This window comes from Streptomyces sp. TN58, from assembly GCF_001941845.1.
Taxonomy (GTDB): domain Bacteria; phylum Actinomycetota; class Actinomycetes; order Streptomycetales; family Streptomycetaceae; genus Streptomyces.
The window spans coordinates 6452664-6469559 of the sequence record NZ_CP018870.1; the positions used below are offsets into that span (position 1 = coordinate 6452664).

The window sequence follows — 16896 nt, forward strand, 5'->3', positions numbered from 1 at the left end:
TCTCGCAGCGTGTCTCCGGCGCATCGAACAACACCGGAAGATTCCCCTCCAGCGGAGGTTGCGACAGGCCGCCGCTCCGCTCGCCGTCTACGCGTCCCGGAAGGCAAAAACCAGGCAAAGTCGCGGGATCGCGGGTGGCCGGACCTCTCTCAGGAGGGAGTACGAGGGCCGTAACTCTCCTGTCGAACAGAGAAGTTGACGCGAGACGCAACCTCGGCGGGTCTGCCGCTCTTCCCCGGGCAGGCCTCACCCCGGCACGAACGAGGAAAACGATGTGCGAACTTCTGAACCGCATCTGGTCCCGCCCCCGAGGCGAGTGGACGCGCGTCCTGCGCAGGGAACTCCCCGCACTGGCCGCCGAGATAGTGGAGGAGCTTCTGCATGGAATTCCGGAATTTTCCGCACTTGTCGATGACAACGATGCCATTGACGCAGAGTTGCTCCGGCAGAGGGTGGAAGAGGCACTCCTCACCACTCTCGGATACAAGGACCGATCCCTGGAACAAACGGACGAGTACGAGGATCTGGCGGAGAACCAGGTCGAAACCGAGCCCGCGCGCGGGCTCAAGACGGTGGGCCGGAGCGCGGCCGGCAGCAGGGAGGCGCCGTATGAATGCGAGATAACGCATGAGGGCCGGCGGGACGACATCCGTGAGGAGGCCCGCCCCGGCTCCCGCGGCGGTGTCCGCGACACGGCCCGGCAGCGCCTGCGAGTGAACCACGGTGAGGAAACGGAGGAGGCCGTTGAAGGCAACCGGCCGGGCGAACGGGCCCGCCAGGAGCTGTTCAGGACCCTCACCGACGACCGCGTCGCGTCCGACAGCTCCCTCACCGAACTCGCCGAGGCGGCCGGATGGCCCCTCCCGCTGGCCGTACGGGCCATTGTTCCGGCCACGCCCGGCGAGGCCCAGCAGCTCGCGAGCGCCATGGACGACGCCCTCGTCGGGATGTTCGCCGGCCGGCCGTGCCTGCTGGTCCCGAGCCCTGACCCGGAGGTGCGCGTACCGCTGGAGCACCTTCTGCGCGGGCGGTTCGCGGCCGTCGGCCACGCCGTCCCGCTCCGGGACACGGCCTCGTCCCTGCGCTGGGCCCTGCGTCTGGCGGCGCTGACGCCCAGCCGTCCGGGCCTGGAGGCCAGGCCCGTCTTCGTCGACGACCACCTCTCCACACTGCTCCTGCTGCAGGACGAACCCCTCGCCCACGCTCTCGCCGCCCGCTGGCTGCGACCCCTCGCCGACCTGACCCCGCGCCAGAGCGAGCGGCTGGAGGTGACCCTGCTCGCCTGGCTCGAAGGCGGCGGCGCCCCCGAGGCCGCCAAGGCCCTCAGCGTGCACCCGCAGACCGTTCGGTACCGCATGCGCCAGCTGGAGAAGCTCTTCGGAACCGGCCTGCGCGATCCGCGGACCCGGTTCGAGCTGGAGATGGCCCTGCGCAGCCGCCGCCTGATGGCCCAGGTGCGGCGCCAGCATTCACGCGTGACCCGTAGGACGGCACGTGTGATCCAGGCGGACTTCACCCCGGTCGTCGTCGGCCGCATGGCCCGCGTCAACGGCCTCTGACGCAACCGAAGCGCCCGGCCCGGCCCCGTCGTCACGGGGCCGGGCCGGGCGCTTTCGTGTGCCCGTACGGACCACCCACCCCACCGTCCCCCGCCGCCTCCCCACCACCACCCCGCCGCGGCCGTCTCCGTCGACGGTCCCGCCGTCCGCCGCTCACACGCCTGCGAGGGGCGGGCGGGGACGAACCGGCGGGGGTACGGCGGTGACGGCGGTGGAAAAGGTGTGAGCGGTGTGAGCGGTGTGAAGGGGCGTGAAGGGTGTGAGCGGTGTGAACGGTGGTGCGGGGGCCGTGGGTCGGCCGGGCCGGTCCTGCCGGCCCGGCCGACGGGGCGTCCAGGCCCCCTGGTCCCGCCCTCCGTAACGGGGCCGGGGGCCCGGAACGCAAAAGAGGTGCTGGTCCGAAGCCGTCTTCGGACCAGCACCTGTCCCGGGGCGGGCGCGGGGTGAGGAAAGGGGGAGCGCCCGCCCCGGAAGTGGTTGGGGGGAACCCCGCCGCGAGGGTCAGCGGCAGCGGCGCCCGTCGTTGATGCAGCGGACGGCATTGTTCATCAGGCCGTCCGACATCACGTTGATGAAGTCGCCGTGGTCGGTCACGGGCTTGTGAAGCTGCTCCGGGAAGCTGTCCACGGCGATGCGGGAGCCCGGCGCGACCCCGTACACGATGCGCTGCACCAGCTGCGGGATGGCGGTGAAGCCCTTCTGGCAGCGGCCGTTGCGGTCGGGGAAGGCCACGTGCGTGCGGTGGTTGGCACTGTCGGCGTTGCGCCCGTCCCAGCAGCTCTGGAAGGTGAAGGTGCGCACCACGTCGCTGCCCTTGGGGCAGATCGGGTACTTGTCCTTCAGCTGCCGGTTCTCGAAGCCCGTGCAGCTCCAGGAGGCGTTGGCATTGGCGTTGCCGTTCGAGAAGGCCTTGGCGTCACCCGTGATGATGCGCATGAAGCGGGGCATGGCCTTGACCTTGCCGACGGGGCTTCCCTTGAACTCGATCGTCACCTGCTTCGGCTTCAGGATCGTGCCGACGTTGCCGTCCTGGCCGCCGCCGGGCGCCTTCGCGTCCCGCTCGACCTTGCCGTCACGCAGTCGCAGCACGGGCCAGTAGTAGGAGGACTGGTCGCCGTTGGTGCACGTGGTGCCCGCCTTGGCGAGGCTGTCGTTGGTGGAGAAGGCGTCGGTGGAGACGTTGCCCACGTAGTCGTGCATGTGGTGCGCGCCGTTGGAGACGCCGGGTGCGACGATGACGTTGTCGGGGTTGAAGTGGCCGTTGTCGTTGCGGCCGCACTGGACGCTGAAGGAGCCGTTGGAGGCGCCGCCCTGGACCCTGGGCTTGTTGACGTTCGGGCGGACCTTGGTGATGTTCACGAAGTCGCTCTTGGCCGGGCCGCTCTTGCTGCCGGCCGCGGCGGACTTGGCGTCGGCACCGGCCTTCACCGCTGCCTCGCCCGCTGCGCCGTCCTGCTCGGCGGGGGCCTTCTTCATCTCGCAGGCACTCAACTGGGCGATTTCCTGAGGCGGTTGGGCCACCCGGCCGATCGCGTCCTGGACGCCCTTGATGGTCTTCTCCCGCTGCCCCTTGAGGTCTCCGAGGAGGGCGTCGCCCTGCGCTTCACCGGCGGCGAGCCGCCGGTAGGCCTCCGCCACCTGGTCGTCCAGCTTGGCCAGGTTCGCGTCGACCTCGGGCTTGGCCTGTTCGGGTACGGAGGTGAGCTTGTCCCCGACGTCGGGACAGTCGATGGTGGTCATCAACTGTGACTTGCGGTTGCCGTCCTGGCCCGCGGACGCGTTGCCGGCGATGACGGCGACGCCGCCGCCGCCCAGCACGAGCGCGGAGACCACTCCCACGAGCTTCGTCGTCAACCGGGGGCGCTTGTGGCCCTTTTGCCTCATGCGATCACTTCACTTCGTCGGTGGGACATTGTCGGAGAGCCCGTCGAAGTCGACCAGCCCGGTGTTTTCAAGGACCGTGATGTGGTCCAGCACCGTGGCGTTGGCGGACGTGGCGAGGGCTCGCACCATGGAGTTGCGGGTCTGCGCCCGGATCCCGGCCAGCAGGCTGAACACCTTCCCGTGCGCTCGGCGCAACAGCTGGGTGAACACCCGCTCGTACTCGTCTCCCTTGGCGCGGTTCATCTGGTCCAGCCACTCCTGCTGCTGAGCGCTGGGCTGGGTGGGCAGGTCGATGCCGAGGGCCTGGCCGATCTGGATGGACTGCCGGTCCAGTTCGGCGTGGCCGTCGACGAGGTGCTCCCCGGCCGTGCGGATCGCGGGGCGGGTCCCGCGCTGCTGGGCCTGCCGGCCGGCGGGCCCCTCCCACAGCCCGGCCAGGCGGACCTTGCGGACGAAGTCGCGGTCCGCGGCCGTCAACGGCCCGTACGCCGTGCTCACCGTGCCGAGGCCGTCGTCATCGCCCGCCGCGGGTGCGGTGGTGGCGGCTGTGGCCCGGCTGCCGAACTTGTCCACGGGGACCAGCAGGGCGATCAGGGTGAGCGCCAGCGCGGTGATGACGACGCCGCTCGCGATCGAGTACCGGGTGGCCATCGACCAGCCTCGGCCGTTTCTCCGTCGCGATGACAGCAATGTGCCTCCTTGCTCCGTGGGGCCGGGAAGGTGGCGGGGCAGGGAGGTTCCGCAAGCGTCGTGCGGTGCAACACCCGCATTCCCGGGGGTGTCACGGGACGGTAGTGCCCGGCGTGACGCACTTGCCGGAGGACATCACCATCGGACAAACACTCTGGCGCTTTCCCGAAAGGCTGATATCTTCACGCGCTAGCGCCCGGGGCGCGCCTTCGGGGTCCCGTCGGCCGACGGGACCGAGCGTGGTGCTCCATGGCGGGCGGCGACGGCTGCCGCGCGCGCGTGCAGGGAGTCCCGCAGCCACTGCGGGGCCAGCACCTCCGCGTCCGGGGCGAGCTGCCACAGGGCCCACTCGGCGTGCCTACGGTCCTGGAAGGCGACCTCCATCCGCAGCCGGCCGTCGGCGTCCGTGCCCGCTTCGGCGTCCGCACCCGCTTCGGCGTCCGCGCCGGCCGCGTCGGCGAGAACGGCCACCGCGCCGGCCGCCAGCTCGTCCCGGCGCGCCGCGTCCACCCGTACCAGTACGGCGACCTGTTCGGCGCCCTCCCGGAACCGCCGGCTGCGCTCCTGCCAGGCCCGGTCCAGGTCGACCCGCTCCGGCCGCCGGGCCGGTTCGGACAGCTCCTGCGCGGCCAGGACCCGCGACAGCCGGTAGGTGCGGTCCGCGCCGGCCCGCGTGGCCAGCAGGTAGCCCTGGCCGCCCACCGTGACCAGTCCGATCGGGTCCACCGTGCGCCACCGGGCTGCCTGGTCCGCGGCCTGGTAGCGGATGCGCAGCCGGTGTCCGGCGAACACCGCGCGCCGGATCGCGGCCACCACGGCGTCGGGCAGTTCCTCCGACACCAGCCGCCGCGCGAGGGCGTCGGTGTCCGGGTCGATCAGGAGGCGCCGCGCGGCGCCCGCCGCGGCGGCCCGCTGGCTCTCGGGCAGCGCGTCGACCACCTTGCGCATGGCCGAGGCGAGCGCCGAGCCGAGCCCGAACGCCTGCGCGCCGCGCCGCGAGCCGGCGACCAGCAGGGCGAGCGCCTCGTCGTGGTTCAGCCCGGTGAGCTCGGTCCGGAAACCGGGCAGCAGGCCGAATCCGCCGTGCCGGCCGCGCTCGGCGTACACCGGCACGCCCGCCGCCGACAGTGCCTCGATGTCGCGCAGCACCGTGCGGGTCGACACCTCCAGCTCCTCCGCCAGCGCGGTCGCCGACAGCCGGCCGTGCTGCCGCAGCAGCAGTACCAGGGAGACCAGTCGATCGGCGCGCACCCGGAAACGCTAGCCGAATACATGACACTCGGTGTCGTGATTGCTTGCGAGGCTTCACCACGACACAGCACGCACAGTACGTCGCACACGAGAGGTGACCCCGCATGGCACACGCCATCGTCCATCCCGACGGCCTGCACGACCCGGCCCCCTTCGGCTACAGCCACACCGCCACCGTCCCCGCCGGTACGGAACTGGTCTTCGTCGCAGGCCAGTACGGATCGGGCCCCGACGGCGCCGTCGTCTCGGCCGATTTCACCGAGCAGGTGGAGCGGACGTTCCACAACATCGGCGTGGCCCTCGCCGCCCACGGCCTCGACCTGGGCCATGTCGTCCAGCTCCGTACGTACGTCGTGAACCACGACGTCACCAGGCTGGGGCCGATCGCCGCGGCCATACAGGATCGCTGGGGCGGCAAGCCGCCGGTGCAGACCCTCGTCGGGGTCGCGGCCCTGGCCACGCCGGACATGCTGTTCGAGGTCGAAGCCGTCGCCGCCCGACCCTGACGCCCAAGGGCTGCCCCGGGCCCGGACATGCCGGGCCCGGGGCAGCCGCGTCCTTCGATCAGGTCAGGCGGACGAAGCCGCGAGCACCGCCCCGCACGCCCCCCGCGGGCCCCGACGGGGCCGCGTGGCCGGGGCCTTCGGCTCCGGCGCGGCCGTGTGGGTGTCCGACAGGAGGGCGGCGAGGGAGGTACGGGCCCGGGCCACGCGGGAGCGGACCGTGCCGATCGGGCACCCGACGGCCGCGGCCGCCTCCGCGTAGGGCAGACCCAGCAACTGCGTGAGGACGAAGGCCTCCCGGCGCTCGGACGGGATCGCGGCCAGCAGCTCCGCCAGCGCGATCCCGTCCTCGAAGCCCGGTACGCCGTACGGCTGGGCCTGCTCGGCGGCCGCCTGCCAGTCGCAGCGGTCCGACAGCCGAGGCCGGGCGGCGGCGTGGCGAAGACTGTCCACGACGGTGCGCCGGGCTATGGACAGCAGCCAGGTACGCGCGGAGGAACGGCCTTCGAACCGGTGGAGTCCGGCGAGCGCACGCAGGAACACGTCCTGGGTGAGGTCGTCGGCCGCCTGGGCGTCGGCGCTCAGATAGGCGACGTAGCGCCAGACGTCGCGGTGGAGGGCGCGTACGAAGCGGTCGGTCTTCGCGCGGTCCCCGTCGCGGGCGGCGAGCGCCAGCCGGGTCACCGCCGCGTCGGAGTCCTCCGTGTGCCGGGCGGGACGTGAGCCGGCGGTACAGGCCTGGGGGTTCAGGGCAGGAGTCATCGCCAAAGGTCCTTATGTGCAAGGGGAGTCCGGCGCCGCATGGGCGGCGGGCCGGTGAAGGGCACGGCCTGCCCGCAGGCACGGCCGAGGGCCCGATGCGCGGCATCCACGGGTCACATGCGGGTGACGAGGTGCACGAGGTGCACGAGGTGCGGCAGTGGCATGCGAGGGGTGCGCGAGAGCGGTCGCGAACGGGGACGCGGCTTCGGGTGACCAGCTGTCACAGGACAGCGGTCGCCGTCGGCGGCCCCCGTGAGGTGATGGCATGGACGAGGGACAGCCGCCGCGGTGCGCGCGGCCCGCGCCGCCGCCGTACCCGCGCACGCGTCCGGTGGGCGACGGCTGCCGGACGCAGCAGCAGGCGCAGCGGAACCCACAGCCGCGCGCCCACGGCACGCAGCACTCGGAAGAGGGCGCGCTCGCCGTGGGCGAGCCATAACCCGCACAGCACGGCAGCCGACAGATGGACGATCAGCATCCCCGTCGACGATGCCAACACTGGCGGCAGGACCCCGGATCCGTGGTGCCCGACCCCCGCCGGGTGCACGGCCGTCGGGGCGGACGCGGCATCCGACGCCCAGAGCGCGGCATGGTGCGTGTGCCCGCCCACCACATCCGGGGACGCGGCCGGTGAAGCCGGCCCGACCAGGGACTGGGCCACCGAGAACGCCGAATGCAGCACGGCCTGCACGGCGACGGCGGCCCCCGTGACACAGAGGATCCCGCGCTCGTGCCCGGCGAGGGACCAGGCAGTCGCCGCGGCCGCGCCGAACCCGAGCGGCAGGGCCCACCAGGGCACCGCCGTCCCGGACATGAGCATGTGCCCCGTCGCCGCGAGCACCACGCAGAGGGCTGCGAACATCACAGCCCTCAGGGCGCGTAGACAGCGGACGACCGGCTCCATGGCGGGGCTCATCCTCGCACCGGCCTCCCGAGCCGCACACCGGGGTGCGCACTTCCGGACAAGTTTCCGCGGACCGGCCCACGCAGCGGCCGAACCGCCTGTCTCGTGTGGTGCAGGGCACAGCGGAACCCGGGAACCGGGCCGCCACACCACCCGACTGACTACCCGTTCGACCGAGGAGTTCAACATCGGCGCGAGGGGGACTTCGTGGTGTCGGAAGGCACGGCGACGGCATCACCGACGGGCAGGGACGGCGAGCCGGGAGGCCGCCTGACGGCGCTCCTCACCTGCGCCATGGCGTTCTCGATGCTGCAACTGTTCCTGCTCGGAGCACTCGGCCCGCGCCTCGTGGACGAACTGGGCGTGTCACCGGCCCTGTTGGGCCTGACCACCACCATCGGCTTCGGAACGGCAGCCGCCCTGTCCCCGGCCGGCGGCCGGATCGTGGACCGGATCGGCCCCCGGCGCTCCCTCGTGGCACTGCTGCTGCTCTCCGCGGCCGCACTCGCCCTGATCGGCTCCGCACCCGGCGCCGGCCTGCTGCTCGGCGCCGTCGCACTGGGCGGCGTACCGCAGGCGCTCGCCAACCCCGCCACCAACAAGGCCGTTCTCCGTGCCGTCCCGCCCGCCCGGCGGGGCGCCGTCACCGGCCTGAAGCAGTCCGGCGTGCAGCTGGGCGCCTTCGCGGCCGGCGCGCCGCTGGCCCTGCTCGCCGCCGGGATCGGCTGGCGGGGCGCCGTGTGGACGGGAGCGGCGGCCGCCCTGGTCGCCGGGCTGTGGGCGCTGCGGGTCCTGCCCGCCGACCTCCCGCCGCCGCCCGCCGAGCCCCGTACGGACCTCGTTCCGCGCGCGATGGTGGCCTGGCTGGCCGCGTTCTCCCTGTTCCTCGGCGCGGGCATCGCCTCCGTGAACACCTACCTCGCCCTCTTCGGCGCACAGCGCCTGGGCATGGGCCCGACGACAGCGGGCGCCCTGGTCGCCGTCCTGGGAGCGGCCGGGATCGCCGGGCGGGTCGGCTGGTCCAGGGCGGCCCGCCCCGGGCGCGCCGAATGGCTCCCGGCCGGGCTCGCGCTCGGCGCGCTGGGCGCGGCAGCGCTGCTGGGTGCCGCCCTGCTGCTGGGCCCGCTGGTGTGGGCCGGCGCGGTCGCCGTCGGCGTGTTCGCCGTATCCGCCAACGCCGTCTCGATGGTGCTGGTCCTCCAGCGGGCCGCCCCCGGCCGGGCCGGACAGGACTCCGCGCTGGTCGCGGCCGGGTTCTTCGCCGGATTCGCCCTGGGCCCACCGCTGTACGGGCTGCTCGCGCAGAGCGGGCGCTACGGCGCGGGCTGGCTGCTGGTGGCGGCGGAGTTCGCGGTCGCCGCGGCCGTCGCGTTCCTGTGGGCGCTGCGGGACCGGGCACGGCGCGGGACCACGGCGTGAGCGCGGAGACCGGCCGGGCACTGGAGGCGGCCGTGGAGCGGGTCGCGGTGACCGCGGCCGAGGTGGGCGACCGCTTCCCGCTGTACGCCGCCCCGGCCGACGGGCGGTGGACCACGACCGGCCGCGGCTCCTGGACCGGGGGGTTCTGGGCCGGACTGCTCTGGCTGCGGGCCCGGTACACCGGAGCCGAACCGGACCGCCGGGCCGCCGCCGCGTGCACGGCCCGGCTCGCACCGTGGGCGGAGGCCGACACCGCCACCCGCGGCCTCATCTTCTGGTACGGGACTGCACCGGCCGGCGGCGACGCCGAAGCCGCCGAGATCCGCGCCCGGGCCGCCAAGGCCTGCCTCGCCGCCTGCGACCCGGAGCTCGGGATCCTGCCGTGGGGCGGCGCCCTGGGCGGACCGCGGCTACTGGCCCGGGTGGACGCCGTACCCGGCACGGTTCCGCTCCTCGCGGACGCCGGACCGGGCGGGGCGGCCGCGGCGGCCGCGCACCTCCACCGGCACCTGGACCTCTGCCTCGGCCCACCCGGCGGCCCCTGCCTCGGCCCAGGTCTCCCTGGCGGCGCGGACGGGGGCGGCGCGTCCGCGTGGTTCCGGCCCGCCCTGCGCTTCGAGACGGCCACCGCCCGCTGGCGGCCGTGCGACGACCCGCCGCCGGGCTGGAGCCGGGGAAGGGCCTGGCTGCTCCTGGCGGTCGCCGACGCCCTGCTGCGCCCGGCCGGCACGGCGGGCGCAGCAGGCGACGCCGCCCGGCTCACCGAGGCCGCCGCCCTGCTGCTCACCCGCGGCGACGTACCGGCCGGCGAGCTGGTCCCGCCGGCCGACACCGCCCTCCCGGACGGCCCCCGCGACACCTCGGCCGCCGCGATCACGGCGGTCGCCCTGCTGAAACTGGCCCGGATCCCCGGCCCCCGCGCACAGCGGTACGCGCAGCGGGGCGCGGAGATCCTCGGCCACCTCGTCCGCTCCCACCTCACCGGCGGGGGCGGCGGCCGGCCGGCCGGAATGCTGCTGGACGGCTGCTACGACGCGGCCGCCCGGTCGGCGGTCCGGCACGAACTCGTCTGGGGCGACTTCTTCCTGACCCTCGGCCTGGCCGCCCTCCACGGCGTCGTGGACATCACCCGTATATAGGGGAGACCCGGCCTCAGTGCTCGCAGAGGGAGAACTCCCTCTCGTAGAGCTGCTCGTTGTGCTCGTCGACGAAGAACTTGCGTTCCTGCATGAGCTGTTCCCGGTACTCGCGGGCCTGCTCCAGCGTCATGGTCGAGGTCTCGGACCAGGGCTGCTGCGGCGGCACGTCGGATGTCGAGACGATCCTCCGCGAGGGGTCGACCAGGAAGAAGGCCAGGATCTTGCGGTGTCCCGGGCGCGTGGGGTCGGCGAGCCGGAACGAGTCGACGCGGTGCTGCAGGATGTTCGGGAACGCCAGGCACCGGCCCTCCGGGGTCGCGGCCGATCCCAGCACCTGGTTCAGCGCGTCCTCGTTCTCCAGGCCGTAGACCTCGCGCACGCCGTCGTCGTCGTTCTGTTCGTAGTCCGGGTCGTCGAGCGCCGCCCGGAAGCCCAGCCGGCTCTCGGTGATGTTCTCGCTGTCCCAGTAGTAGAGCGCGGTGGAGACGATCCGCTCGTTCACCATCCCCTCGACGTGCCAGGAACCGCCCGCGTACTCGGGCTTGTCCGGGGTGAGCTGGATGGTGGCGAGCTTGACGATGACCTGGAGGCCGCGCCCGCGCAGGTCGACCCGGGCGGCCTCCGCGGGCGGTTCGGGCGCGGTGAAGACCGGGGCGTCCGGGATGACCGGCCGGCGGTTCTCCGACCACTCCTCGTAGGCGTCCTCCCACTGGCTGCGGGCTTCGTTGTACGCGGCGTCGTCACTGTAGGAGGTCCGGCGCGGGTACTCCGGCTTCGAGTCGTACCAGCAGTAGGGGTTGACCTCGATCCGCAGCGGCCGCGGCTGGCGCAGATCCGTCAGCACGTTCTCCAGCAGCGGGCGCATCCGGGCGAACACGTCGGGGAGGACCGCGAGGAGTCCGGCGTGGGTCTCGGGGTGGACGTTGTTGACGTACGAACGGAAGGCCACCTCGCCGTCGTCACTGACGTCGACGTCCGTGGGCAGCCACTGGAACCTCTCCGAGAACTCGTACTTCGACCAGCGGTCCGTCGGGTTCTGCCAGGCGCTCTCGGGACCCCCGCTCACCTCCCGCACCAGACAGAACAGCGAGGGATGGACCAGGTCCAACACCTGCCCGTCCGAACCGGGATGCCAGTCCTTGTCCTCCTCGGGGACCTCCTCCAGCACCCGGACGGCCTCCCGCAGCCGGGACCTGAGCGTCTCGTCGACCAGCGTGTCCGACTGCCACACCCCGTCGACGCCCGACACCTCGACTCCGGTCTGCGGGTCCCGCAGGGCGGCGTAGTGGCGCAGTTCGTCCAGCACGTAGCGCACCTGCGCCTCGCTGAGGCCCTGGTCGACCGCCTCCCGCGTCCACCGGGCGACGATGTCGGCGTCGTCCATCTTGTCGAACCACCGCGGCTTCGCCCGGATGAGCGCGCTGCACTGCATCATCTGGAGTTCGCGCAGGATCCGGGGTTTGGCGAACGGTATGGAACGTGACGTGTTGAAGGGGAGCGGGAAGGCGGACATGCCGGTCAATTCTCTCGGACCTCCGAGTCGGTGTGCGGTGGCCGGAAGGATACTTCAGCGCACTGACACCGCCGCGCGGGCGGCCCTTCACACGCCGTGGCCGTAGCCCCGCAGGACGCGGCGCGCCACCGAGGTGATGTGCAGTTCGTCCGGGCCGTCGAGGATGCGCGCCGCTCGCCCGGTGCGCAGCAGCCCCGGCAGCGGCGTGTCCGGTCCGAGGCCGGCGGCGCCGTGGACCTGGATCGCGCAGTCCGCGACCTGCTGGAGCGTGCGCGCGGCGGCGACCTTGGCCAGCCCCACCTCCGTACGCGCGTCCCGCCCCGCGGCGATGAGCGCCACCGCCTCCCGGACGAGGGGACGCGTGGTGCGCAGGGCCAGCAGGGCGTCGAAGACGTGGGCCTGCACCAACTGCTGTTCGGCGAGCGGCCCGCGCGACCCGTCGTGCGCCGCCGCCCGCCGGCACATCAGGTCGAAGGCCCGCTGCGCCTGCCCGAGCCAGCGCAGGCAGCGCAGCGTACGGCCGAGCTGGAGCCGCTCACCGGCGATGGCCAGGGCCTCGCCGGGCTCACCGAGGAGGTGGTCGGCCGGAACCCGCACCCCGTCGAGGGCGATCTCGTACTGTCCCGCCGCTCCCAGTACGGGGAGTTCGCGCACCACGCGGAAGCCGGCGGAGTCCGTGGGCACGAGCAGCAGGGACAGGCCCTCGCGGTCCCCGTCCTCCCCGGAGGTGCGGGCCATGACGGTCACCAGGTCGGCGTCCGCCGCTCCCGAGGTGAACCACTTGCGGCCGGTGACCCGCCAGCCGCCGTCCGGGAGCCGCCGCGCGCGGGTGGCGGTCCGTAAGGGGGCGGTGCCGGGCACTCCCGGCTCGGTCATCGCGTAGCAGGCGCGGATCCCGCCGGCGACCAGCCGCTCCAGGTACGCCTCGCGGACGCCGGGCCGCCCGTGCCCGGCCAGCATCCGCACGTCCAGCAGCGGGGCGGACCCCAGTGCGGCAGGACCGTGGTCACTGGCTCCCTCTGCCTCGGCAAGCTCGGCGTACGCCGCCAAGGACAGCCCGCCGCCGCCCAGTTCGGCGGGGAGCGGCAGAGCCCACAGCCCCTCGCCGCGGGCCTCGGCGCGCAGCGCCGCCAGCGCCTCGGCGGCCGCCGGCCCGCCCGCGTCGAGCACGGGCTCCCGGGGGAACACCCGGCCGCGGACGAAGCGGGCGACCCGTTGCTCGCACGCGTCCACGACCGCGCCCGTGACCGTGACCGTGTCCGTGTCCGAGTCCGCGCCCGTGTCCGCGCCCGTGTCCGTGTCCGCTTCCGCGTCCGAGACCGTCATCAAGTCCGGGACCGCGTACGCCTCATGTCGTGCGGCTCCGCCACCGCCGCTACGGCGATCTTCCACCGTCCGCCTCCTCTTCCCCGGGAACGTCCGGGACGCGAGCGATCCGCCGGAAGGTTTCGGCTGACCCCGCGAACCCGCGGGAACTCGCACGAACGGCCGACCGACTGTCTGTTCGTGGAGCTGGTCGGGCGCACAGGCTCCCCGGTTCCCGAATCCCGCGAGACCCCGGCCGCGGCCACCGCCGCGCCAGGAGAGGAGAGGCATGGCGCCACAGGCGACCACGCACACGGTCCGGCCGCTCGACACACTGCGCTTCGACACCTCGGGCCCGCCGCAGATCACCAACGTCGTCAGCGACCACCTGCGGCTGCTCGGCGCCCGGACGGACCGCCCCGTCCACGTGGACGCGCCCGCCGCCGGCACCACACTCCACGGCGGCGGCTTCGCACCCGTGCACGCGGCCGCCACCTGGGCCGATCCCGCGAGCGGGCTCACCGACGAGGCCACGGTGCAGGCCGCCACCGGCATCATGGCCGTGCACGGGCGCCGCGACGGCACCCCGCGCGGAGCGGCCGTCGACTACGCCGCCACAGCCACCGCCGTCCTCGCGGTCCAGGGACTGCTCGCGAACCTGGTGGGCCAGTCCCGGGGCGCGGCGCCCGCCCAGGTCACCACCGGCGCGGACCGGGCCGGGCTGCTCGCCGTGTCCCAGTACCTCGCGGCCGCCGGCGCCGACGAGGGCGAGGCGGCCGACATCGCCCCCGGCGGACCGCCGTTCACCGCCGCCGACGGGACCGTCTTCGAACTGGAGACGCTCGACCCGGCAGCCTGGGCAGCCTTCTGGAAGGAGCTCGAAGCACCCGCCGACGCCCTGCGCAGCGGCTGGCGGCCCTTCCAGTTCCGCTACGCCACCGCCTGCGCGCCCCTGCCGGCAGCCCTCCACACCACCGCCCGCTCCCACGGCTGGGAACGGATCCGCCGGGCCGCGGCCGCCTCCGGTGCCGAGGTGTGCGCACTGCGCTCCCTCGCCGACCGGGCCGCCGAGTACGACGGCGCCGCCCCGTGGTCCCTCACGCCGTCGACAGCCCGCGCCCCCGCGGCCGCCGCCGACCGGCGGGCGCCGCTGCCGGCCGGGCCCCACCGTGCGCCCGGCGGGCCCCTGGCTGCCGGACCCCTGGCCGGGCTGACCGTGCTGGAGGCAGGCCGCCGGATCCAGGCGCCGCTCGCCGCGCACCTGCTCGGGCTCCTCGGCGCCGACGTGATCCGCATCGAACCGCCGGGCGGCGACCCGCTGCGCGGCATGCCCCCCGCCTGCTCCGGGATCTCCGCCCGCTGGCTCGCCCTCAACCGCGGCAAGCGGGCCATGGAGATCGACATCAAGGCGGAGGCGGACCGGGGACGGTTGCGGGAACTGGCGGCGCACGCCGACGTCTTCCTCCACAACTGGGCGCCGGGCAAGGCCGCGGCCCTCGGCCTCGACGCCGACGACCTCGCACGGGTCAATCCCGCGCTCGTCCACGCGTACACCAGCGGCTGGGCCGGTCGGCTCGACGGCGCCCCCATGGGTACGGACTTCATGGTCCAGGCCCGTACCGGGGTCGGCGAGGCCGTCCGCCCCGAAGGCGAGGTCCCCGCGCCCTCGCTGATGACCCTGCTCGACGTCATGGGCGGACTGCTGGGTGCCGAAGCCGTCCTGGCCGGGCTGCTGCTGCGCGAGCGCACGGGCCGCGGCGTACGGGTCGACTCCTCCCTGCTCGGCGCCGCCGACACGCTGACCGGCCCCGCCCTGCGCCGGGCGGCCCGCGGGCACAACCCCCGGCGGCCCGCCGGATTCCGCTACCCCCTGGCCACGGCCGACGGGTGGATCGCACCCGCCGACGCCGACGCCCGCGCCGCCGCCGGCCACGACCTGCGCGGCCTGCCCACGGCCGAGGCCCTGTCCCGGCTGCGTGAGCGCGGACTGACCGCGACCGCCGTCACCACCGAACTGTCCGACCTGCACCACGACCCGCGTTTCGCCGGCCGGGTCAGCCGCGACGCGCACGGCGCACCCGCAGTCCCCGACCCCTGGAGCTTCGCATGACCGCCGACAGGTTCTTACCGCGCGACCTGGTGCCCGCCGAACTCCGGCGTGCCTGGGTGGTCGACGGCACCTGCCCCGACCTCGACCTCTACAGCCTCTTCCGCGCACGGCAGATCGCCGACCTGCACCGCACCGCCGTCGTCGACGCCAAGGGAGAGCTCTGCTACACCGCACTCGACCGCAAGGTCCGGTGCCTGGCCACCGGCCTGCGCGACCTCGGGATCGGCCCGGGCGACGTGGTCGGCGTACAACTGCCCGACGCCCGGGCCGCCGTCATCGCCGACCTGGCGCTGGCCGCCCTCGGAGCGGTCTCGCTGCCCTTCCCCGTGGGGCGCGGCGCCCTGGAGGCCGAGGCCCTGCTGCGGCGCGCCGAGGCCGTCGCCGTCATCGCGGCGGTAGAGCACCGCGGGCTGCGGCACGCGGAGGAGTTGCGCGCCCTCGCCGGGGCCCTCCCGCACCTGCGGCACGTCATCGCCGCGGGGCGGCCCGGCACCCTGCCTGACGGAACGGTTCCGCTGTCGGAGCTGCTGCGCGGCGAGCCGCGCGGGTTCGTCCCCGCCCGTCCGGACCCCGACAGCGCCGCCCGCATCCTCGTCTCGTCCGGCTCCGAGGCCGAGCCCAAGATGGTCGCCTACTCGCACAACGCGCTGGCCGGCGGCCGCGGCAACTTCCTGGCCTCCCTCATCCCCGACGGCACCCCGCCGCGCTGTCTCTTCCTCGTCCCGCTGGCCTCCGCCTTCGGTTCCAACGGCACCGCGGTCACCCTGGCCCGGCACGGCGGCACCCTGGTGCTGCTCGACCACTTCACCGCGGACGCCGCGCTGGCCGCGGTGCGCGAACACCGGCCGACGCACGTCCTCGGCGTGCCCACCATGGTCCGCATGATGCTCGACCGCCTCGACGGGACGGGCGAGGAGCTGCCGTCGCCCACCGCGCTGGTCCTCGGCGGCGCACCGCTCGACGCGGCCACGGCGGCCGCCGCCGCAGGGGCCTTCGGCTGCCCCGTCGTCAACCTCTACGGCTCCGCCGACGGCGTCAACTGCCATACCGGACTGGACAGTACGCTTCCGCCCACGGACGGCCACGGCGTCGTCGCCGGCCGCCCCGACCCCCGGGTCGCCGAGATCCGCATCGCAGACCCCGACACCCACGAGCCGCTTCCCGAGGGCGCCCTCGGCGAGATCGTCTCCCGAGGCCCGATGACCCCGCTGTGCTACGTCGGCGCCCCCGAGCTGGACGCCCGCTACCGCACCCCCGACGGCTGGGTCCGCACCGGCGACCTCGGCTACCTCGACGCCGAGAGCGTCCTGCACGTCGTCGGCCGCCTCAAGGACATCGTCATCCGCGGCGGAGCCAACATCAGCCCCGCCGAGGTGGAACGCGAACTCACCACGCACCCCCAGGTCCGGGACGTGGCCTGCGTCGGCGTCCCCGACCCGCTGATGGGCGAGCGGCTCGCGGCCTGCGTCGTGGCCCGGGGGGCACAGGCCCCCACGCTCGCCTCACTCGCGCAACACCTCACGGGGCGCGGGCTGGAGCGGTGCAAGCATCCCGAGCGGCTGCTCGTCGTCGCGGAACTGCCCCTGACCGCCGCCGGCAAACCCGACCGCGCGGCCCTCCGCCGACGGCTGACCGAGAGCAGTGCTCTCGTATAGGACGGCCGTTGTCCGACCCGACCCCGGGCGGCACCATCGGCCCATGGGCCACGCAGAACGGGCACCCGAGCCGGAACACGCGCATGCACAGGCACACGCTTTGCGCGACATCGGCCGACGCCACCTCGACGAGCATGACGCCGAACGCTGGGCCGCGCTGATCCGGCCCGGCGTACGGCCCGCCATGGCGGACGAGGAGTGG

General features: G+C 74.1%; 13 protein-coding genes. 6 read left to right on the plus strand and 7 right to left on the minus strand.

Annotated features, from left to right (window positions below):
* Positions 1 to 452 precede the first annotated feature (452 nt).
* Positions 453 to 1559 carry a PucR family transcriptional regulator gene (locus tag BSL84_RS29005; protein ID WP_420711205.1) on the plus strand — a complete coding sequence of 369 codons (1107 nt, stop codon included), beginning with the start codon at positions 453 to 455 and terminating at the stop codon, positions 1557 to 1559.
* A gap of 501 nt (positions 1560 to 2060) precedes the next feature.
* Here the strand turns inward: BSL84_RS29005 and BSL84_RS29010 are convergent.
* The 3 genes from BSL84_RS29010 to BSL84_RS29020 form a co-directional block, all read right to left on the minus strand.
* Positions 2061 to 3443 (minus strand): DUF1996 domain-containing protein, encoded by a 1383-nt coding sequence (locus BSL84_RS29010; protein ID WP_045323597.1) that lies wholly within the window; start codon positions 3441 to 3443, stop codon positions 2061 to 2063.
* 9 nt (positions 3444 to 3452) lie between these two features.
* The gene (locus BSL84_RS29015; protein WP_045323596.1) at positions 3453 to 4094 is read right to left on the minus strand and encodes a DUF4142 domain-containing protein; all 642 of its coding nucleotides are present in this window, start codon (positions 4092 to 4094) and stop codon (positions 3453 to 3455) included.
* Positions 4095 to 4322: 228 nt separating this feature from the next.
* Complete coding sequence (locus tag BSL84_RS29020; RefSeq protein ID WP_075971493.1) at positions 4323 to 5384, minus strand: helix-turn-helix transcriptional regulator; 1062 nt, start codon at positions 5382 to 5384, stop codon at positions 4323 to 4325.
* A 104-nt stretch (positions 5385 to 5488) separates the two neighbouring features.
* On the opposite strand from BSL84_RS29020, the gene BSL84_RS29025 reads away from it, so the two are divergent.
* The gene (locus BSL84_RS29025) at positions 5489 to 5890 is read left to right on the plus strand and encodes a RidA family protein (protein WP_030029239.1); all 402 of its coding nucleotides are present in this window, start codon (positions 5489 to 5491) and stop codon (positions 5888 to 5890) included.
* Between the two features lie 63 nt (positions 5891 to 5953).
* Here BSL84_RS29025 and BSL84_RS29030 read toward each other — a convergent pair whose 3' ends face one another.
* Both BSL84_RS29030 and BSL84_RS29035 read right to left on the minus strand, forming a co-directional pair.
* Entirely contained in the window at positions 5954 to 6649 is a 696-nt protein-coding gene (locus tag BSL84_RS29030) for a sigma-70 family RNA polymerase sigma factor (protein ID WP_045323593.1), read from the minus strand.
* Positions 6650 to 6869: 220 nt separating this feature from the next.
* Positions 6870 to 7565, minus strand: a complete 696-nt coding sequence (locus BSL84_RS29035; RefSeq protein WP_234308553.1) for a hypothetical protein — start codon at positions 7563 to 7565, stop codon at positions 6870 to 6872.
* 198 nt (positions 7566 to 7763) lie between these two features.
* Between BSL84_RS29035 and BSL84_RS29040 the strand changes: the two genes are divergently transcribed.
* Together BSL84_RS29040 and BSL84_RS29045 are read left to right on the plus strand one after the other, a co-directional pair.
* Entirely contained in the window at positions 7764 to 8972 is a 1209-nt protein-coding gene (locus BSL84_RS29040) for an MFS transporter (protein ID WP_420718795.1), read from the plus strand.
* Positions 8969 to 10111, plus strand: a complete 1143-nt coding sequence (locus tag BSL84_RS29045) for a hypothetical protein (protein WP_045323601.1) — start codon at positions 8969 to 8971, stop codon at positions 10109 to 10111. The genes BSL84_RS29040 and BSL84_RS29045 overlap by 4 nt, the downstream gene beginning before the upstream one ends.
* A gap of 13 nt (positions 10112 to 10124) precedes the next feature.
* Here the strand turns inward: BSL84_RS29045 and BSL84_RS29050 are convergent, their stop codons facing one another.
* Positions 10125 to 11624 carry a DUF4246 domain-containing protein gene (locus tag BSL84_RS29050; protein ID WP_420711218.1) on the minus strand — a complete coding sequence of 500 codons (1500 nt, stop codon included), beginning with the start codon at positions 11622 to 11624 and terminating at the stop codon, positions 10125 to 10127.
* 87 nt (positions 11625 to 11711) lie between these two features.
* Complete coding sequence (locus tag BSL84_RS29055; RefSeq protein WP_234363549.1) at positions 11712 to 13016, minus strand: acyl-CoA dehydrogenase family protein; 1305 nt, start codon at positions 13014 to 13016, stop codon at positions 11712 to 11714.
* A gap of 202 nt (positions 13017 to 13218) precedes the next feature.
* On the opposite strand from BSL84_RS29055, the gene BSL84_RS29060 reads away from it, so the two are divergent.
* Both BSL84_RS29060 and BSL84_RS29065 read left to right on the plus strand, forming a co-directional pair.
* On the plus strand, positions 13219 to 15039 hold the full coding sequence (locus BSL84_RS29060) for a CoA transferase (RefSeq protein ID WP_075971495.1): 1821 nt from the start codon (positions 13219 to 13221) through the stop codon (positions 15037 to 15039).
* The gene (locus tag BSL84_RS29065) at positions 15036 to 16694 is read left to right on the plus strand and encodes a class I adenylate-forming enzyme family protein (RefSeq protein WP_045323590.1); all 1659 of its coding nucleotides are present in this window, start codon (positions 15036 to 15038) and stop codon (positions 16692 to 16694) included. Before BSL84_RS29060 ends, BSL84_RS29065 begins: the two co-directional genes overlap by 4 nt.
* Positions 16695 to 16896: the final 202 nt, after the last annotated feature.